The organism is Streptococcus sp. STC1396, assembly GCF_058933875.1.
This window is the reverse complement of sequence record NZ_JBZYCU010000002.1, coordinates 1-17,913: the sequence shown is the minus strand read 5'-3', so window position 1 is coordinate 17,913 and position 17,913 is coordinate 1. Positions and strand designations below refer to the sequence as shown.

The following is a 17,913-nucleotide window of genomic DNA, read 5'->3' as shown; positions in this document are numbered from 1 at the left end:
AATTTAAAGCGCTTACAGAGTATAATGGACTTATCTAATAGATTTTATGTAAAGAAAAGGAGTCTTTATGAAAAAGAGAAGACTAGTCACATTGCTCTTACCAAGCTTGCTGTTTGCACCTTTGGTATTGTCACAGGCTGTCCAGGCGGATGAGGTGGCTCAGGCTACCAGTGAGCGGACGGAAAATATTAGTACAGAGGCAGCTACACCTGTCTCTTCTGAGCCTACTTCCTCAGTTCAGCAGCCGGCGATTGTAGAGGTTCAAAGTCAGGCTTCGTCTGAGAGTTCAGCGCCAGAAAAGCAAGAAGAAGCAGTTATTTCAAGTGAAAAATCAGTTGCAAGTCCTGTAACAGCGAGTTCGTCACAGGCTCAGGCACCTTTGGCTTTGGCTCAAGAAGTCAGCTTAGCACCTTCCGCTGTATCAACCGTTGCAAAAGGGCAAGATTTGTCCGCTTATACCGGTAGCCTTTCAAATCCTGCTTTAGCCGACAAGGAACTGACCTTGCAAGAAGCAGTAGACGAGTTGTTAAACTGGGCAGCCGTCAACAATTCTCAACTGGGTAGCAGCGCTCAGGATAGAGTGAATCTGGCCAAGAGTCTGGGAATGATTGAAAAAGAAGCAGACCTGACAGCCAGCGTGCAGGGAAGCAATCTGCAGTCTATGTATGCAGTTGCCAAGCGGTTACATGATGCTTATCGTGCCGAAAAGAAAGCACCGCTCTTTTTGAACGGTCGGGCACAGCCGATTTTCCCATATAGCAGCGGGGAAAAGGAAGACCATGACTATTCTTATGAGAAAAGCGATATCGTCCGTTTTCCTGTCTATGTCGAGACGGATCATGATACGGATGGAGATGGCAAGCGGGATTTAGTCAAGGCAATTGTGCAGCTTCCCAAGGCAGCAGCTAAAGGTGATTTTAAAGCTTCAACGATTTTGGAAGCTCGGCCTTATGTTGCAGGAACTTTGGATGAAAATTATGTGACCTTGGAAAGTCTCAATTTGCCGACTAATGGTTCTTATGACATGAAGAGCTTGCGCAATCGTCCTGCTAAGCGCCAGCCTACTTCTAGTATGAGCAGCGTTGATGCAGCTAAAAAAGCCAAGGCATCAGATTGGTATTACTATAGTCCTTATGAAGGGATTTATGACTACGAAGATTTGAACTGGTATGATTATTTCCTAGTGCGGGGCTATGCCTTTATTTCCAGTGCTGGTCTGGGAACCAAAGGTTCTGAAGGGTTTAATACAACTGGCTCTGATTTGGAAATTGAAGCATTTAAGAACATTATCGAATGGGTCAATGGCAAACGCAAGGCCTATACAGACAGAACCAGCAATATTGAAATCAAAGCTGACTGGGCAAATGGTAAGGTCGGCATGACCGGTCTGTCTTGGGCTGGTACGACCACTTTCGGTGTAGCAACGACTGGCGTGGAAGGCTTGAAAACCATCGTTCCAGCTGCGGGAATTGCCAGCTGGTATGATTATTTCAATAGTCAGGGGACAGCTTATACTAATCCGCCTTACAGTGACCTATCTTGGCTCTCACTTTATGTCTCCACACGGATTTTAGATCAGGATGATTGGGCTACTATCTGGAACAAGTACGCCGACTATATCAATCAGCTAAATAAGGACCAAAATGCCCACGGCCGCAATTACAGTCAGGTTTGGCGGGAACGAGATTATACCCTGCATCCAGAAAAGATAAAGACCAGTGCCCTGCTAGTGCATGGTTTAAATGATGATAATGTTAAAACCAAACAGTTTGAGCTTATGTACGATGCCTTGAAGAAAGCCGGTCAGAATGTAAAACTCTATCTCCATCAGGGAGACCACGTCAATCCAGCAGCTATTTCTAGAGGCTATGGTATTACAGCTAATAAGCAAGATTTCTATGACTTGCTCAATACTTGGTTCTCACATTACCTCTATGATGTCGAAAACGATGTCAGCAAACTCCCTCCTGTTTTGGCACAAAACAACTACGATCCGAATAAATGGACCAGTTACGATAACTGGAAAAGTAGCAATCGTATGATTCTGACAGCCCAGTCCAAACGCTTGGAAGAAACGATTTCTAGTGACTATGCGGGGGCAGGGATTGACACTAGCAAGCGAGATGAAACAGTCAGTCAAGCTTCTTCCAAAGCGAATCTGACCTTTGTAACAGATGTCAAAGAGGATCTGACCATCAAAGGCCATATTCCTGTCCATTTCAAGGCAGCTCTGGCCAAGGGCAGCGGCAGAAATCTGCAGGTTAATGCGCTCTTGGTAGACGTATCAGACCAAGAGTTTGATGTGGTCGGAAATGGTGCTGCTAGCGATGACAGCCAGACAGGTGGCTTCTGGATGGGCAGCAATCTCAGCAATCTGGATATTAAAAACTTTGCAACTGTCAAAACCAAATACAAGGTGATTGCTAAAGGCTGGCTAAACTTAGCCAATCCAGAATCAGGCTATACACCATCCAGCTCGGAAAAGAGCATTAAGCCAAAAGTCGGACAATTCCATGATTATACCATGTATTTGCAGCCGAATCTTTATACTGTGAAAAAAGGTCATAAGCTGGCTCTGGTCTTCAATACTTATGATCCTAGCGACCTTACGATTAAGCGTCAGTATGCAGTGACTTTCAAGACGGATTCCATCAGTGCGCTGTTGCCAACTGTGGAAGCGACTCGTTCGCAGAAGGCTACCTATGTACCAAATGCTCTTGATACCGAATATGCGAAATTGCCTGAGATTACTGGTGAAAAATTAGTTGCACCAGAAATCACAGAAGTTCCAGAATATATCTTTGACAGGAAAGAGCAGAAGGAAAGCCCGTCAGTTGACTTGAAGGTTCGCTATGCAGGACACTATAATCGGGGGACAGCCCAAGTGCAGCAATTAGCAAGTCATCAAGCTCATCAAGCGCCAGCTGCCTTACCTAAAACAGGTAGCAATCCAGCAAAAGGAATGCTCCATCTTGGCTTGGCTCTGCTCTTCAGCACACTAGGTATGTCCAGCCTTGCTAAGAAATATTCTCATCGTTAACAGTCACTATTTAAAAGCAGCCAGAAATTCATAATTAGGTGAAGTTTGGCTGCTTTTGTCTTATCGTCTTTCAGCTGGCCTTGGCTTGCAAGTCAGAAGTGCCGGCAATATAGGGGTAGAAAGAATGAAACAGTATATTCAAGATATTTTTAACCAGAGCATGGCTATCGAAAGCTTTACCCATACTAGTTCTGAGCGGAAGATTGAAGCCTTTCTTCAGGAGCGGATAGGAGAGATTCCTTATTTTCAGGAGCATCCAGAACAGTTTGGCTGCTATCAGATTCCAAATGATTTTTATAATCGGAGTGTTAACTGGGCTCTAGTCAAGCGAGATACGGCTGATACAGTGATTCTTTTTCATCATCATGATACGGTGGATATTGAGGATTTTGGCAGTCTAAAAGACTGGGCTTTTGATAATCAGGCCCTGAAAGAAAAATTACCCTCCATTTCTTCAGATTCAGATCTTTTAGTGGATATTGCGTCGGACAAATGGCAATTCGGTCGGGGCTCTTGCGACATGAAGGCTGCTCTGGCCTTGCAGTTAGGTGTGGTGGAAGCATATAGTCAGAGACAGTCTGGTCAGGTTAATTTGCTCTATTTGTCTGTCGGAGATGAGGAATCCTATTCTCAAGGCATGCGGGCAGCAACGGCCCTGCTTACTAAATTGAAGGAGCGCTTCCAACTTCATTACCTTCTGGCTGTGGATTCTGAGCCTTTTGAAAGCCCGTCAGCGGAGGAAAAGGTGCTTCATATAGGAACAGTTGGCAAGTTGATGCCAGTTGTCGTGACTCAGGGCATCCTTTCTCACATGAAAGAGCCACTCAAGGGGATCAATGCTCTGTCCTTGCTAGCCAAGGTTGCTGAAAAAATTGATCTCAATCCGGCTCTATCTGACATGGCCTATGGCGAACGTTCGCCCCTGCCATCTTGGTCCTATCTGCGCGATTTGAAGGAAAATTACGATGTGTCAACCGTGTTGCGTGCAGCCGGCTATTTCAGCGTCCTTTATCTAGAAAAGAGTCCAAGTGAGCTGCTGGCGACCATTAAGAGTCTCAGTCAAGAAGCAGTGGATGGATTTTATCAAAACTACTGTCAATTGCAGAAAGTTTATGAAGAAAGCAAGCTTGTACCGAAACCGCACGTGCTGACCTATCAGGAATTACTGCAAGAATGCCAAGAAAAAATCGGTTTTGAAGAAACTTTGCAGCAGATTTATGAGGAAGCACAGAAAGCCTTGCAAGAAGGCGCATCCTATCAGGAAATCAGCATTCAAAATATCCAGAAAGTTTTAGATTTCTACGACCGTAAGGAAGCTTTGGTTGTCTTAGCGATCGCGCCGCCTTACTATCCACCCATGAATTGTCGCCGCTTGTCAGATAGTCCGATTATGATTGACAAGATCATTCAACTTTATCGGGATTATCTGGACAAGGAAGCTGGCTGTCAACTCCAAGTGGACGAATTTTTTATGGGAATTTGTGACCTTAGTTACTGTGCCTTAGAGAAGCCTGTCACTGAGTACCAAAACTTGATTGCCAGTATGCCTGTACCGGAGAATCTTTACCAACTTGTTTTTTCAGAAATTGCTTCCAATCATATCCCCGGCATCAATCTAGGCCCATGGGGCAAGGACCTGCATCAGCTAACTGAGCGTGTCTATGAGCAGGATATGCTGGAAACCATTCCTAATTTCCTGCTCTATCTGCTGGAAAATGCTCAATCTTTTAAGGTTTAAAGGATGGTTCTGGCTTGTTTTAAAGCAAAATCCGAACTTTTTCGCTCATTTTAAGACAAATAACTTTTAAGATAGTATAATAAGCTCAAAACATAGTAAAGGAGTTTCTCATGATTGAATTTAGAGATGTTACAAAAGACTATGATGGCAAGCTAGCGCTCAACCACCTGAATCTGACTCTGGAAAGCGGTGAGATTGTCGGTCTCATCGGTCACAATGGAGCGGGTAAGTCAACGACCATTAAATCCTTGGTCAGTGTCATCAATCCGACACAGGGACAAATTTTTGTGGACGGCAAGGAGCTATCCAGTAATCGTCTAGAAATCAAGAAAAAAATCGGCTATGTCGCCGATTCTCCTGATCTTTTCTTGCGCCTGACAGCCAATGAATTCTGGGAGTTAGTGGCGACTTCCTACGATATGACCACGGCAGAAGTAGAAGCTCGTTTGGGTGAACTGCTGGCTATCTTTGACTTTGCTAGTCATCGCTATGAAGTGATTGAGTCATTTTCACACGGTATGCGGCAGAAGGTCTTTGTCATTGGTGCCCTTTTGTCTGATCCAGATATCTGGGTTTTGGATGAGCCTTTGACGGGGCTGGATCCTCAGGCAGCCTTTGATCTCAAACAGATGATGCGTGAGCATGCCGATAAAGGTAATACTGTTCTTTTTTCAACACACGTTTTAGAAGTGGCCGAACAGCTATGCGATAAGATTGCCATCCTCAAAAAGGGAGAGCTAATATTCTATGGCACGATTGAAGGATTGAAAGGTCAACATCCGGAACAGTCCCTCGAAGCCATTTACCTAGGTCTGGCAGGCCGCAGAGAAGAGGTGAGTCCAGATGCGCCTTAAAGTGATTAAAAAATTAGTTGATATCAATATCCTCTATGCTATCCAAACTTCTCAGCTGCAACAATACCGCAAGAAGCAGGCAAAGAATCCCTCGGTCAAGGTCAATGTTTCCCTGCAGGCTATTCGGATGTACCTGATTTTGGGTCTGGTCTACCTATTCATCTTTGGTATCATGAGTGCTTTCAATCGCATGGTAGGAAATCCGGGCCTTTTTGCTAATATGGTTTCCATATTTGCCATGTTTTCCATGTCGCAGGGTTTCCTCGTTTTCTATAATGTCTTTTATGAAAGCAAGGATTTGCAGTCCTATCGGCCCTATGCCTTTAGTGAATCAGAAATCATTGTCGGAAAGAGCATCTCTGTTGTTCTGACCCTCTTGATTGCGATTCTGCCCATGTATAGCTATTTCATTGTTCTAGGTCTTCAAGGTGGAAATCCTTTAGTCGGTCTTCCTATGGCCTTGATTTCGATTGTGATTTTAAGTTCGGTTTTGACCTTTGTCATTTTGATTTTGGTGCATTTTATCACCAAGACAGCCTTCTTTAGAAAGTATAAAACCATCCTATCCAATGTGATTCTAGGGCTTGTTTCCCTAGGTTCGGTAGGACTTTATATCTTTATCAATCAGATGAATAGCCGCAGTATCGCAAGTAACACAATGGCCACGCCATATTTCCCGCCAGTTGTGGCCTTTTACGACTTTATTATCAATCCTTTCAATTTGACTGCGGTTTTAGGAATTTTAGCTTGGCTCGCCGTAGCAGCCTTTCTCTTTTTACTGGTCAAGTTCAAGGTGATACCAGAATTTTATGAGGCAGCCTTGATGACGGGCGCAGCAGGAGGTAAACGCGAACGTGTACATGATATCAACATGGACGAGGCCAAGAATTTCAAGAAGTTTGTCTGGCGCTATCATCTTCGGCTGCTGAGTGAAGGTTCAGTCGTTTTACAGGCCCTCTTTATGTCGGCACTGATTCCCTATATCATTATTTTTAGTATGGTCATGGGAACGATCAATGCAGGCTTGGATATTAGTCCCTTTCTGATTCCACGGTATTTGCTCCCGCTTATCTTTCTATCTATGTTTATCGCTACGCTCAATTCAGGGGGGAACAATCTGACCTCTATCGGTTTATCCTTAGAGAGGGAAAATTTTGATTATCTGAAGGTTTTGCCTTTTGATTTGAGAAAATATATTCGTCTCAAATTCTGGTATCTTTTTGCGATTCAATCCATTTTGCCAGTGATTCTCCTTTTTGTGACCAGTCTTCTATTTCATATCCATCTGGTGACTCTTCTCGCTATGCTACTGAGTTGGTTTATGGCTAGTCTAGCATGGAGTGCTTGGGGCTATCATCGAGACTATAAACACTTGGTGACCAACTGGTCCAATGTCAACGAGTTGATGAATCGGGATAACAGTATGGGGAAAACACTGTTGGCTCTGCTATTTACTTTTGGAATTATCATTGTGATAGGGCTTTTCTATATGATTTCCTACTTCCTACCTCTCACCGTCCTTTATTTCCTTTCGGTGGTACTGATTTTTGTTTCTGGACTCATATCTTATCTGACATATCGAGACTACATGAGGCGACTCGATAAGGAAATCGTCAGTTTTTATTAAAAAGTACTGAGATGCTTAGAAGATATCATAAATATGAGATTAGGCAAAACACATTCTGAGTAAAGGCATATTTCAAATAACTATCTCAAAAAGGCTTAGAAGAACGTTTCTAAAAAACGTGTTTCTAGGCCTTTTATGATGATACAAAGATTAGCGTCTTTACCAGAAAGATATTTCACCTCTCCGCTATTATTGAAGATTTAAACAATCATGGTATTCGCCTTCAATCTCTTCATGAAAATATTGAGACAGATTCTTTAACTGGTAAATTCTTTTGCTTAATGCTGGGATATGTGGCGGAATGGGAACTTCAGGCTATTTCAGACCGCACAAAAGACGGACTTCGCAAAGCTAAAGAAAAAGGTGTGAAACTCGGCAACAAGGGACTATCTCGAACCAAAGAAAAACAAATAATCAAGGAATACCTGCAAAAAGAATTATCTGTGCGAAAGATTGCTAGTCAGCTCAATATCTCTACCACAACTATTTACAGCGTTCTAAAGAGAAATAATATCCAAATCAACCGAAAAAATGTCCTATAAATTATTGACAAATCTCTAAAAAAATAGTAAATCAAACTCTTATTTGTACTTTTTCTTTCCCCTAGAATTCTTGTTAAACTGAACCTACCTCTGCTACAATGGCAAGGCTAAGTTAAACAAGGAGATAATCGTGACCAAATACCACATCAATAAATTCAAGAATCTACAAGAAATCAAAATCGGCTATGCTCGTGTCAGCTCCACGGACAACCGCCAAGAGTTAGGCCTAGAGGTTCAGAAAGAAGCTCTGAAGTCTTGTGATATACTTTTTATCGAAAAAGAATCAGGATCTCAAGATAACAGGGTTCAGTTACTTAAAGCCTTGAAACTAGCTAAAGAACTTAAGCGAATCAAAAAACAGGTCTCGCTAGTCGTTTACAAGTTGGATAGACTAACTAGAAAAATGTTTACTCTAGTAAATATATTGGACGACCTAACTATTCATGATATTCAATTAATCAGCCTAAAAGAAAATATCGCGACAGACTCGCTAACTGGCAAATTACTGGTTGTCATTCTAGGATACGTCGCGGAGATGGAACTAGAAGCTATACGCTCCAGAACCAAAGACGGTTTACGTAAAGCTAAGGAACGAGGTGTTAAATTGGGCAATAAAGGAATTTCTAAAACTAAGGAAAAAGAAGTTATCCAGCTATATCAACAGTCAAATCTAACGGCTAAAGAGATTTCTCAAATTTCCAACATATCCACGGCCACCCTTTATAATATCTTAAAACGCAATAACATAAAAACAAAATCAAAGAATACCCTCTAAGTGCTTGCATTTATGAGATAAAATGGTAAAATAAGACTGTCAAAACATTCTAGCAGACGAACGTTTGTTAGAATTCTCAAAGATTGAAAAATTCATTTTCCGAATGCTGGTTTCATCAGGTTTTGCGCCTTTTTGAAGCTAGCATTTTTTGTTTTTTAAGCGTTCTATTTGACGTTCGTCTATTAGAATCTACCAAATGCCTTGTAGCAGAGGTTATTTGGGGAGAAAAAGTTTAGACTTTCAAAAACAAAAAACGGAGGAAAAACAAATGAAAAAAGTTGCAAAATATGGAATCGCCCTACTGTCTGTAGCTGTTTTAGCGGCTACTACATCAGCAGTAACAGTTACTGCTGATGTTGAGACTCCACAGGTTGAAGTAGAGGCTGCTACTACAGCAGTTTCTAATCTTCACCTGTATTATGAGGAAGAAGGGACCTTAAAGTCTCTAATTCCTGAGAGCACAGTAGAGCTAGGAGAGGGCGACAAATATGTCGCCGAAGCCCCTCAAATTGAGGGGTATCAATCGAACCCTGTTGCTAGGTATCATGCAGGAGATGGTGACCTCCAAGGAAGAGATGTAACTCTTCCGTATGAGATAGCGTATAGTGATTATGGAGATCAATATCTTTATTATTACTATAAGCAACAAGTGACACCAACTCCGCAGCCGAGCCCTAAACCAACGCCAGCCCCAACTTCCTAATCCAACGCCAGCCCCAACTCCGCAACCAAAGCCAGAGCCAGAACCACAGCCTGACCCTAAACCAGCGCCACAACCTGGCGATGATAATAAGGGTGGACAAGCTAAACCTGACGACAACGGCAAAGGTGACGGCAAGGCCGAAAATCCAGCAGATAACCAAAAACCTGCGGATAAAGGCACCGCAAAGCAGCCAGAAGGTGAAAAACCTACTGACAACAGCAAAGCTCCAGACCAAAGCAAGAAGTCTGAAACTGTGAAGCCTAAAGCGACCGAAGACAAAAAAGAAGAGACTAAAAACAAACTCCCAAATACTGGTGAAGCTGTTTCTAGCCTAGGGTTCCTAGGTATAGGGCTCCTTTCTAGTTTAGGTTTAACTAAGAAACGTTATAAAGGAAGACACGAACGTCACTAATGTTTACAGTTTTGAAAAGGTTATTATAAATAAAACCTAATTGTTGCTTGGTAAAGATTCACTTGGTGAATAATATATTGAAAAGACGGTTCAAATATGACCGTCTTTTGATTTACTTATAAGATGTGTGAACTCAGATTATTTTTAGACTGCTGAGTGTTAGACTATCTAGTTGGCAGCTTTCTACATGAAATAAACAATAGCCAAGTACTGGAGAGCAGAGGCAGCTAGGATGAAGAGATGCCAAATCATGTGGAAGTAGGGCTTCTTTTTAGCATAAAAACCAGCGCCGACTGTGTAACAAAGACCGCCTGCTAGCATCAGTCCCCAAAACACTGGTCCAGTCTGTCCAATAATCTGTGGAATGATGAAGATCACCAGCCAACCCATAATGAGATAAAGGGCCAGGCTGAATTTCTCATTGACCTTCTTGGCAAAGATTTTGTAGAGAATGCCGAAGATAGTCGTGCCCCACTGAATCGCGATAATCAGATAGCCCCGCCAGTCATTCATGAGCGAAAGGACGACGGGAGTATAGCTGCCTGCGATAGCAATGTAGATCATGGAGTGATCAATAATCCGCAGGATATATTTGTGGGTCGAGCCATAGGACATGGAGTGGTAAATAGTGGAGGAGAGAAACATGAGGAAAAGGCTGATGACAAAGATCGAAGTACCGATAGCAGAGACTAGGCCATGCCCTTCATAGCTGTAAACGGCAGAAATCGGAAGGAGAATCAGCATCAAAACAGCTCCGACGGCATGGGTAACAGCATTGGCAATTTCCTCTCCAAAAGAGAGCTTTTTACTGAGTTTAAGCGCGTAGTTCATCGTTATTTTCCTCCTTTTTGGGCACTTGGATAAAGGCTAGGGTTTGCTGGTAGAGCTTGACGGTCTGACAGGCACTGGCAATGATTGGCGTCACTTCAAGTTTCTGTCCATTCATGTAATCCACAAAGTCGTTGTAAAGCTTTTCAGACTGGGTTTGGGCATTCAGCATATCCAAAGTAGCTGCAATATCCTGAATAGAAAAAACAGTTTTTAAGCTTGTAATGGCAATCAAACGGGCAACTTGCTGGCGATTGTATTTTTTCTTTAAAGGTTTTTCAAGATAGGCATGTTTAACATAGTTATTAATCATTGATGCGGTCAGTCCCTTGTCTGAAGCGGTGAAAGCAGGCTTGCAGACGTTATTGACATAGAGCAGGACTTGGTCCAAATATAGATCAAGATCAGGTAATTCATCCCATCTTGGAAAAAGAATTTTTGTTTCCAAATTTCAACCTCTCTTATATCTAGTCTTGATAACTAGATAATATCATTTTTAAAAAACAAAGTCAAGAATAAATCCATGTTTGATAAAATCTGCTATAATCATTAATAAAGTAAAGTAGGAATGCAGACTCGCAGTCCAACGTTAGAAAGAGTAAGTATGAAGATTTTAATCCCAACTGCTAAAGAAATGAATGAAAAGCAGAGCTCGCTGGGTCACTCCCAGTTGATGCTAAAAAGCCAAGCTATAATAGAAGAGTTATTGCAATTCTCAGCCAAGGAGCTGGAAAAATTATACAAAATCAGTCCGCAAATGGCTGAAATAGAACACCAGCGGATTCAAAATCTGAGCCAAAATGAAGCAGAGACTTATCCAGCCTTGCTTTTATTTGACGGGCTCATGTATCGTAATATCAAGCGAAAAGATTGGACACAAGAGGAGAAATCCTATATTCAAGAGCATTTGCTTGTAACGTCTAGTCTATATGGGGTCATTCCTGCCCTTAGTCCGATTGCCCCTCATCGGCTGGATTTTTTGGTGGGGCTAAAGCCCAGTGGTCAAACGCTGAAAAAATTTTGGCGGGAAGATTATACAAAATCAGTAGCGGATGAAGATATGCTGCTTTCTTTGCTATCTAGTGAATTTGAGGAAGTTTTTGATAAATCAGTCAGAGATAAAATGCTTCGTTTTAAATTCTTAGAGGAAAAGGCTGGCAAACTCAAAAGCCATTCTACCATTTCCAAAAAGGCGCGTGGGCAGTTTTTGACTGCTTTGATGGAAGCTCAGGTCGATAAACTTGAGCAAATCAAACAGCTCTCTTTTGCAGGTTTTGCCTTTCGAGCTGACCTATCGGACGACAAAGAATTCGTCTTTGTAAAGGAAGAATAAGAAAAGGCTTCACTTAGTTTTTAATTAAGTGAAGCTTTTACATAGTCTGATAATTGTTTTTGATTCTGTAATTCGATGAATTTCTCAGGATAGGTTTGGCGAACTTTCTGATAGCGACTTTTAGTCTCTCTTATCCTACCATCCCAGAGGATCCAGCGGATAAATTCCCAGTCAAACTTCTCAGAACAGCCTGGTGCCATGCTTTCTCTAGTTTGATTGCGATATTTTAGGTAGCGTTTGAAGGCGCGATAGAGGCAGCTCCAGCGAGAAAAGTTCAGAAAGATGATTTGGTCAGCCTCTTTCATCCGCCTTTCATAAAAACACCAAGAGTAGTTGCCATCAATGACCCAGGAGTGTTCTTGATGGAGGAAATCTGCTAAATCAGCCTTGACTTGGTCTTGACTACGAGTCTGCCAGTCTTCTTCAAACTGAATCGTGTCCAGATGAAGGATGGGAAGTTGGTAGTATGATCCTAAATGCTGGGCCAAGGTTGATTTTCCTGAACCCGAGTAGCCAATGATAGCAATTTTCATTAGAAGTCTCCTTTGTTTAATGTGCAACAAAAAAAGCTCCTCAGAGCTCCCTTTGCATGCGTGGCGCATTATTTAGCAAGTTTAGCTGAAAGACGTGCTTTGTCGCGGCTTGCTTTGTTTTTGTGGATCAAACCTTTAGTTTCTGCTTTATCGATAGCTGAGCTAGCAGCACGGAAAAGTTCTTCAGACGGGTTTGCTTCAAATGCTTTAATTGCAGTACGCATAGCTGATTTTTGAGCTGAGTTTTTTTCGTTTTGTTTCACGTTCAATTCAGCGCGTTTGATAGCTGACTTAATGTTTGCCAAGTTATTCACCTCCATTGAAAATACTAACTATCTAATTATATATGAAAAGTTTTGATTTGACAAGCCTAAATTATTTTTTTAGATAGATTTCATCAATTTCATGGTTTTCTGCTTTGTGTAAAATAATCTCAGCTCGGTTACGAGTGGGCTCGATGTAGTCCAGCAGATTGACGAGATTAATTGTTTTCCATATATTTTGCGCGAAAGCCATAACTTCTTCATCGGACTGGGTTGTGAAGCGATAATAGTAGTTGGTTTGGTCGTTTTCAGCTAGAGACAGCATTTTTTTAAAGCGATCCAAATACCAAGATTCGATATTGTCAACTTCGGCATCTACATAGATAGAAAAGTCAAAAAAGTCGGTCATATACAGCCGTTCATTCTGTGGATTTTGGAAAACATTGATTCCTTCCACAATAACAAAGTCAGCAGCCTTGATTTCTTGCTTTTTATTTGGGACAATATCATAAATTTCATGCGAATAAACAGGGATTTGATAATCCTGATCATTTTTGATGGTGTCTAGGAAATCAAGGAGTAGCTCCATATTGTAACTTTCTGGAAAGCCCTTGCGATTTAAAATTCCTGCTTCAATCAGGGTTTGATTGGGGTAGAGAAAGCCGTCTGTTGTGACCAGTTCGACCGATGCATTTGAAAATGTCCGCGATAGGAGGATTTGCAGCAGCCGGCTGGTGGTTGACTTTCCGACGGCGACGCTACCGGATACTCCGATGATAAAGGGCTGTTTTTTACTTTCTTTTTGCAGAAAAATTCCTTTTGAAAAGGCAAGGTCTTCCTTGGCACGCTTGTAAATCTGAATTAAATTTGTCAGTGGCAGATAAATATCAGTCACGTCCTGAAGGCTGATTTTATCATTGAAACTTTTAATAGAATCGAGCTCTGCTTCAGTGAGTGGTGGATTTGTTTTGCGATGCAGATTCTGCCATGTGTGGCGGCTGATTTTTTCAAAATGAATAAATTCGTTAGTCATAAAATACTCCTATTAGTGGCTTTTAGTATATCATATTTTTTCGTTTCTTGTAAACGATTTACAATTTTTACAGGAATATGTTAGAATAGATGTATGAGTAAAATGTATTTTGCAGAAAATCCTGATGCTAGCCATGATATTCATGAGCTGAGAGTAGAGCTATTAGGCGAGAAAATGACTTTTTTGACCGATGCAGGAGTCTTTAGTAAAAAAATGATCGACTATGGCAGTCGAGTTCTTTTATCTACTCTGGATTTTGGAAAAGGAGAAACCTTACTGGATGTCGGCTGTGGCTACGGAACTCTGGGCTTGACCCTGGCTAAAGCGCAGACTCTAAAGGTCACTCTAGTGGATATCAATCAGCGGGCTTTAGACTTGACGCGGAAAAATGCGGCAGTGAATCAGGTGTCTGCCGAGATTTTCCAATCCAATGTCTATGAAAATGTGACAGGAAAATTTCAGCATATTATCAGTAATCCGCCGATTAGGGCTGGTAAAAAGGTGGTACACGAGGTTATTTCAGGCAGCTACAATCATTTGCTGGATGACGGAGATTTGACGATTGTTATCCAAAAGAAACAAGGAGCACCCAGTGCTAAAGCTAAGATGGAAGAAGTATTTGGCAACTGCGAGACTCTCAAGAAGGACAAAGGCTATTATATCCTAAGGAGTGTGAAATAAAGATGCGGGCAGTTGATATTATTCAAAAGAAACGAGATGGACTAGAATTGTCCAGTCAAGAGATTGAATGGCTGATTGAGGGATATGTAGCTGGAACAGTGCCAGATTACCAGATGTCAGCCTTTGCTATGGCTGTTTACTTTAAAGGAATGACCACTAGGGAAATTTCTGATTTGACCATGACCATGGTGGGGACAGGCCAGCAGTTTGACCTGTCAGCCATTTCAGGGATTAAGGTAGATAAGCATTCGACTGGCGGAGTGGGGGATAAGGTAACTTTGATTTTGGCTCCTTTAGTAGCTAGTTTTGGAGTGCCAGTTGCCAAGATGAGCGGTCGAGGCTTGGGGCATACGGGTGGTACCATAGACAAGCTAGAGTCTGTCAAAGGCTACCAAGTGGAGCGCAGTCAGGAAGATTTCATCAAACAGGTTCAAGACATCGGCCTGTCTGTGATTGGCCAGTCAGACAAGCTAGTCAAGGCAGACAAGCTCCTCTATGCTCTACGCGATGTGACAGCTACGGTCGATACGATTCCCCTGATTGCCAGCTCAGTGATGAGTAAGAAAATCGCCGCTGGTGCAGACAGCATTTTGCTGGATGTGACCGTTGGTGAGGGTGCTTTTATGAAAAATCTGGAGGATGCTCGTATCTTGGCTCGTACGATGGTTGACTTGGGCAAGGCGGTCGGACGCAGGACGGTTGCAGTTATTACGGACATGAGTCAGCCTTTGGGCACTAGCGTTGGCAATCGTTTGGAAATCTTGGAAGCTCTGGATATTCTTCAAGGAAAAGGTCGCGCGGATATTACAGAGTTTGTTTGTGAGCTAGCTCAAATTATGCTTGATTTAGCCAATGTTCAGAAAACGATTCCAGAAATCAGAGAGCATTTGACTAATGGGGTAGCACTGAAAAAATTTGAAGAGATGATTCAAGCTCAAGGTGGTGATGTAGAGGATTTATACCGTCCATCGAAAGCAGCTTATGTGGCAGAAGTAACAGCTACTCAGGCAGGTTATATCACAGAACTACCGGCTATGGAGTTTGGCCTCTTCGCTATGAGACTGGGAGCAGGACGGGCAGTTAAATCTGACGACTTGGATTATGAAACAGGAATTGTTTTTGAAAAGAAGGTCGGAGACAAGGTCGAAATTGGAGAAGTTTTTGCAAAAATTTATTCAAATGAAAAAATTTCTCAAGAACTAGTTACAGAATTCCAAAAAAATGTTAAAATAGGGAATGAAAGCGTTGCAGTAAGCGAGATTATCGAGGTAATTTCTTAATTCTAGGAGAATCCAACATGAAGTTAAACAAATATATAGACCATACGCTTTTAAAACCGGAGGCGTCAAAAGAGCAGGTTCTGAAGTTAATTGAAGAAGCAAAAGTTTATGATTTTGCCAGTATCTGTGTCAATCCAACCTGGATAGAGTTTGCTGCAGAGCAGCTGAAAGGTTCAGATGTCAAGGTTTGTGTGCCAATTGGTTTTCCTTTGGGCGCCAACACTTCCGATGTAAAGGCCTTTGAAACGAAGGACGCAATCCAAAAAGGTGCTGGCGAAGTGGATATGGTCATCAATGTCGGTGCTCTGAAATCAAAAGATTATGATTTGGTAGAGCAAGATATCCGTGCGGTTGTAGAAACTGCTAAAGGTACCTTAGTCAAGGTGATTCTGGAAACTTGCCTGCTGACAGATGAGGAAAAGGTTAAGGCTTGCCAACTGGCTCAGAAAGCTGGAGCTGATTTTGTTAAGACATCTACAGGCTTCTCAACCGGCGGTGCAACCGTTGCGGATGTTGCTTTGATGCGTAAGACAGTCGGACCAGATATGGGAGTCAAGGCTTCTGGTGGTGCTCGTTCTTACGAAGATGCTCAAGCCTTTATTGAAGCTGGTGCGACTCGGATCGGAACTTCGGCTGGTGTGGCTATTATGAAGGGAGAAGTGGCAAATGGCGACTACTGATTTGATTGATTTAGCCGTAGAAACCAGTAAAAATGCCTATGTACCTTATTCGCACTTTCCTGTCGGAGCTGTTTTATTAGCTAAAAATGGTCAAGTCTTCACAGGTGTCAATATTGAAAATGCTAGTTTTGGTCTGACTAACTGTGGGGAACGTACTGCTATTTTCAAAGCTGTTTCTGAAGGAATTTTAGACTTTGAGGAATTGATTATTTATGGAGAGACTCAAAAACCAATCTCTCCCTGTGGTGCCTGCCGCCAAGTAATGGCAGAGTTTTTTGATAAGGATCTACCAGTGACTTTGGTCGCTAAAGATAAATCGACGGTCGTGATGACGGTCGGGGAATTGCTTCCATACACTTTTACAGACTTAACTTAAGTCTGTTGCTGGTCGTTTGACCAAAATTAAACTCGCAACTAAGTTGCACATCTTATATAGGAGGTTCAGAAATGAACAAGAAACAATGGCTAGGTCTTGGTCTAGTGTCTATCGCGGCAATCGGACTTGCTGCATGTGGTAATCGCGCGTCTAAATCAGACAGCTCTAATGCTAAAACTGATTTAAAAGCTGCTATCGTAACTGATACTGGTGGTGTAGATGACAAATCATTTAACCAGTCAGCTTGGGAAGGTATCCAAGCTTGGGGTAAAGAAAACGGTCTGTCTAAAGACAATGGCTACACTTACTACCAATCTAACGATGAGTCACAATACGCGAACAACCTAAACCAAGCTGCTACGGATGGTTATAAACTAGTATTTGGTATCGGTTTTGCCCTTCGTGATGCCGTTGAATCTGCAGCAAAAGACAATGCAGAGATTAACTACGTTATCGTCGATGATGTGATTGAAGGCCAAAAGAATGTTACTTCAGCTGTTTTTGCGGATAATGAAGCTGCTTACCTTGCAGGTGTTGCTGCTGCTAAAACGACTAAAACAAAACAAGTTGGTTTCGTAGGTGGTATAGAAGGCGCAGTTATCACACGTTTTGAAAAAGGTTTCGAAGCTGGTGTGAAATCAGTTGACCCATCTATCAAGATTCAAGTAGACTATGCTGGCTCATTCGGTGATGCTGCTAAAGGTAAGACAATTGCTGCTGCTCAATATGCTGCAGGTGCAGATGTGGTTTACCAAGTTGCTGGTGGAACTGGTGCAGGTGTTTTCTCTGAAGCAAAAGACTTGAACGAGAAGAAAAATGAAGATGAAAAAGTTTGGGTACTTGGTGTTGACCGTGACCAAACTGAAGAAGGTAAATACAAGTCTAAGGATGGTAAAGAGTCTAACTTTGTTTTGGCATCAAGCTTGAAACAAGTTGGTAAGACTGTCCAAGACATCGCTAATCAAACTGCTAAAGGTAAATTCCCAGGTGGTAAAACAGTAACCTTTGGTTTGAAAGACGGCGGTGTTGATTTGACAACAACTAATCTTTCTGAAGATGCTAAAAAAGCTGTTGAAGAAGCGAAAGCTAAAATCCTTGACGGAAGTATCACAGTTCCTGATAAATAATTGAATGCTGAGCGATCCGACCTACTTGGGTCGCTCATTTTTCAGTTCTGACGCCTTTGCATCGATTAGGCCTACTAGGATATGAGTC

At 42.1% G+C, this 17,913-nt stretch carries 19 protein-coding genes and 1 pseudogene; 15 read left to right on the top strand and 5 right to left on the bottom strand.

Annotated elements, in window-relative coordinates; genetic code table 11:
* Nucleotides 1-67: 67 nt before the first annotated feature.
* The 9 genes and pseudogenes from AC5FEC_RS00875 to AC5FEC_RS00835 all read left to right on the top strand — a co-directional run bounded on the left by AC5FEC_RS00875 (nt 68) and on the right by AC5FEC_RS00835 (nt 9,691).
* Nucleotides 68-3,040, top strand: coding sequence for a CocE/NonD family hydrolase (locus AC5FEC_RS00875; RefSeq protein WP_493660990.1), 2,973 nt, complete (start codon nt 68-70; stop codon nt 3,038-3,040).
* 124 nt (nt 3,041-3,164) lie between these two features.
* Nucleotides 3,165-4,778, top strand: coding sequence for a M20/M25/M40 family metallo-hydrolase (locus AC5FEC_RS00870; RefSeq protein ID WP_493660989.1), 1,614 nt, complete (start codon nt 3,165-3,167; stop codon nt 4,776-4,778).
* A 110-nt stretch (nt 4,779-4,888) separates the two neighbouring features.
* The gene (locus AC5FEC_RS00865; RefSeq protein WP_268735413.1) at nt 4,889-5,632 is read left to right on the top strand and encodes an ABC transporter ATP-binding protein; all 744 of its coding nucleotides are present in this window, start codon (nt 4,889-4,891) and stop codon (nt 5,630-5,632) included.
* Complete coding sequence (locus tag AC5FEC_RS00860) at nt 5,622-7,259, top strand: hypothetical protein (RefSeq protein ID WP_493660988.1); 1,638 nt, start codon at nt 5,622-5,624, stop codon at nt 7,257-7,259. Before AC5FEC_RS00865 ends, AC5FEC_RS00860 begins: the two co-directional genes overlap by 11 nt.
* Nucleotides 7,260-7,405: 146 nt before the next feature.
* A pseudogene (locus tag AC5FEC_RS00855) lies at nt 7,406-7,801 on the top strand (recombinase family protein); the annotation flags it as partial.
* A gap of 130 nt (nt 7,802-7,931) precedes the next feature.
* Nucleotides 7,932-8,576 carry a recombinase family protein gene (locus tag AC5FEC_RS00850; RefSeq protein WP_493660987.1) on the top strand — a complete coding sequence of 215 codons (645 nt, stop codon included), beginning with the start codon at nt 7,932-7,934 and terminating at the stop codon, nt 8,574-8,576.
* 268 nt (nt 8,577-8,844) lie between these two features.
* Nucleotides 8,845-9,279 (top strand): hypothetical protein, encoded by a 435-nt coding sequence (locus AC5FEC_RS00845; RefSeq protein ID WP_493660986.1) that lies wholly within the window; start codon nt 8,845-8,847, stop codon nt 9,277-9,279.
* 80 nt (nt 9,280-9,359) lie between these two features.
* Nucleotides 9,360-9,536 carry a hypothetical protein gene (locus tag AC5FEC_RS00840; RefSeq protein WP_493660985.1) on the top strand — a complete coding sequence of 59 codons (177 nt, stop codon included), beginning with the start codon at nt 9,360-9,362 and terminating at the stop codon, nt 9,534-9,536.
* Nucleotides 9,533-9,691: an LPXTG cell wall anchor domain-containing protein gene (locus AC5FEC_RS00835; RefSeq protein ID WP_493660984.1), complete on the top strand. Its 159-nt coding sequence runs from the start codon at nt 9,533-9,535 to the stop codon at nt 9,689-9,691. Before AC5FEC_RS00840 ends, AC5FEC_RS00835 begins: the two co-directional genes overlap by 4 nt.
* Nucleotides 9,692-9,874: 183 nt before the next feature.
* Here the strand turns inward: AC5FEC_RS00835 and trhA are convergent, their stop codons facing one another.
* Both trhA and AC5FEC_RS00825 read right to left on the bottom strand, forming a co-directional pair.
* Nucleotides 9,875-10,522: a PAQR family membrane homeostasis protein TrhA gene (gene trhA, locus AC5FEC_RS00830; RefSeq protein ID WP_037617161.1), complete on the bottom strand. Its 648-nt coding sequence runs from the start codon at nt 10,520-10,522 to the stop codon at nt 9,875-9,877.
* Complete coding sequence (locus tag AC5FEC_RS00825) at nt 10,506-10,967, bottom strand: DUF1836 domain-containing protein (RefSeq protein WP_493660983.1); 462 nt, start codon at nt 10,965-10,967, stop codon at nt 10,506-10,508. The genes trhA and AC5FEC_RS00825 overlap by 17 nt, the downstream gene beginning before the upstream one ends.
* A gap of 156 nt (nt 10,968-11,123) precedes the next feature.
* On the opposite strand from AC5FEC_RS00825, the gene yaaA reads away from it, so the two are divergent.
* Entirely contained in the window at nt 11,124-11,852 is a 729-nt protein-coding gene (yaaA, locus tag AC5FEC_RS00820) for a peroxide stress protein YaaA (protein ID WP_493660982.1), read from the top strand.
* Nucleotides 11,853-11,872: 20 nt separating this feature from the next.
* Here the strand turns inward: yaaA and AC5FEC_RS00815 are convergent, their stop codons facing one another.
* The 3 genes from AC5FEC_RS00815 to coaA all read right to left on the bottom strand — a co-directional run bounded on the left by AC5FEC_RS00815 (nt 11,873) and on the right by coaA (nt 13,681).
* A complete protein-coding gene (locus tag AC5FEC_RS00815; protein WP_493660981.1) occupies nt 11,873-12,385 on the bottom strand; it encodes a DNA topology modulation protein in 513 nt (170 codons plus the stop codon).
* Nucleotides 12,386-12,453: 68 nt separating this feature from the next.
* Nucleotides 12,454-12,690, bottom strand: a complete 237-nt coding sequence (gene rpsT, locus AC5FEC_RS00810; RefSeq protein ID WP_001274000.1) for a 30S ribosomal protein S20 — start codon at nt 12,688-12,690, stop codon at nt 12,454-12,456.
* A 70-nt stretch (nt 12,691-12,760) separates the two neighbouring features.
* Nucleotides 12,761-13,681, bottom strand: coding sequence for a type I pantothenate kinase (gene coaA / locus AC5FEC_RS00805; protein ID WP_493660980.1), 921 nt, complete (start codon nt 13,679-13,681; stop codon nt 12,761-12,763).
* Nucleotides 13,682-13,774: 93 nt separating this feature from the next.
* Between coaA and AC5FEC_RS00800 the strand changes: the two genes are divergently transcribed.
* From AC5FEC_RS00800 to AC5FEC_RS00780, 5 genes are all read left to right on the top strand, one after another.
* Nucleotides 13,775-14,362: a class I SAM-dependent methyltransferase gene (locus tag AC5FEC_RS00800; RefSeq protein ID WP_493660979.1), complete on the top strand. Its 588-nt coding sequence runs from the start codon at nt 13,775-13,777 to the stop codon at nt 14,360-14,362.
* 2 nt (nt 14,363-14,364) lie between these two features.
* Entirely contained in the window at nt 14,365-15,642 is a 1,278-nt protein-coding gene (locus tag AC5FEC_RS00795) for a pyrimidine-nucleoside phosphorylase (RefSeq protein WP_304948083.1), read from the top strand.
* A 17-nt stretch (nt 15,643-15,659) separates the two neighbouring features.
* Nucleotides 15,660-16,322, top strand: a complete 663-nt coding sequence (gene deoC / locus AC5FEC_RS00790; protein WP_304948082.1) for a deoxyribose-phosphate aldolase — start codon at nt 15,660-15,662, stop codon at nt 16,320-16,322.
* Nucleotides 16,309-16,698, top strand: a complete 390-nt coding sequence (locus AC5FEC_RS00785) for a cytidine deaminase (protein ID WP_234550576.1) — start codon at nt 16,309-16,311, stop codon at nt 16,696-16,698. Before deoC ends, AC5FEC_RS00785 begins: the two co-directional genes overlap by 14 nt.
* Nucleotides 16,699-16,769: 71 nt before the next feature.
* Nucleotides 16,770-17,825 (top strand): BMP family lipoprotein, encoded by a 1,056-nt coding sequence (locus AC5FEC_RS00780; RefSeq protein ID WP_037617141.1) that lies wholly within the window; start codon nt 16,770-16,772, stop codon nt 17,823-17,825.
* Nucleotides 17,826-17,913: the final 88 nt, after the last annotated feature.

Coding starts and splice junctions, on each gene's coding strand:
- AC5FEC_RS00875 (WP_493660990.1), top strand. CDS start 68: ATGAAAAAGAGAAGACTAGTCACATTGCTCTTACCAAGCTTGCTGTTT.
- AC5FEC_RS00870 (WP_493660989.1), top strand. CDS start 3,165: ATGAAACAGTATATTCAAGATATTTTTAACCAGAGCATGGCTATCGAA.
- AC5FEC_RS00865 (WP_268735413.1), top strand. CDS start 4,889: ATGATTGAATTTAGAGATGTTACAAAAGACTATGATGGCAAGCTAGCG.
- AC5FEC_RS00860 (WP_493660988.1), top strand. CDS start 5,622: ATGCGCCTTAAAGTGATTAAAAAATTAGTTGATATCAATATCCTCTAT.
- AC5FEC_RS00845 (WP_493660986.1), top strand. CDS start 8,845: ATGAAAAAAGTTGCAAAATATGGAATCGCCCTACTGTCTGTAGCTGTT.
- AC5FEC_RS00840 (WP_493660985.1), top strand. CDS start 9,360: ATGATAATAAGGGTGGACAAGCTAAACCTGACGACAACGGCAAAGGTG.
- trhA (WP_037617161.1), bottom strand. CDS start 10,522: ATGAACTACGCGCTTAAACTCAGTAAAAAGCTCTCTTTTGGAGAGGAA.
- yaaA (WP_493660982.1), top strand. CDS start 11,124: ATGAAGATTTTAATCCCAACTGCTAAAGAAATGAATGAAAAGCAGAGC.
- AC5FEC_RS00815 (WP_493660981.1), bottom strand. CDS start 12,385: ATGAAAATTGCTATCATTGGCTACTCGGGTTCAGGAAAATCAACCTTG.
- coaA (WP_493660980.1), bottom strand. CDS start 13,681: ATGACTAACGAATTTATTCATTTTGAAAAAATCAGCCGCCACACATGG.
- AC5FEC_RS00800 (WP_493660979.1), top strand. CDS start 13,775: ATGAGTAAAATGTATTTTGCAGAAAATCCTGATGCTAGCCATGATATT.
- AC5FEC_RS00795 (WP_304948083.1), top strand. CDS start 14,365: ATGCGGGCAGTTGATATTATTCAAAAGAAACGAGATGGACTAGAATTG.
- deoC (WP_304948082.1), top strand. CDS start 15,660: ATGAAGTTAAACAAATATATAGACCATACGCTTTTAAAACCGGAGGCG.
- AC5FEC_RS00785 (WP_234550576.1), top strand. CDS start 16,309: ATGGCGACTACTGATTTGATTGATTTAGCCGTAGAAACCAGTAAAAAT.
- AC5FEC_RS00780 (WP_037617141.1), top strand. CDS start 16,770: ATGAACAAGAAACAATGGCTAGGTCTTGGTCTAGTGTCTATCGCGGCA.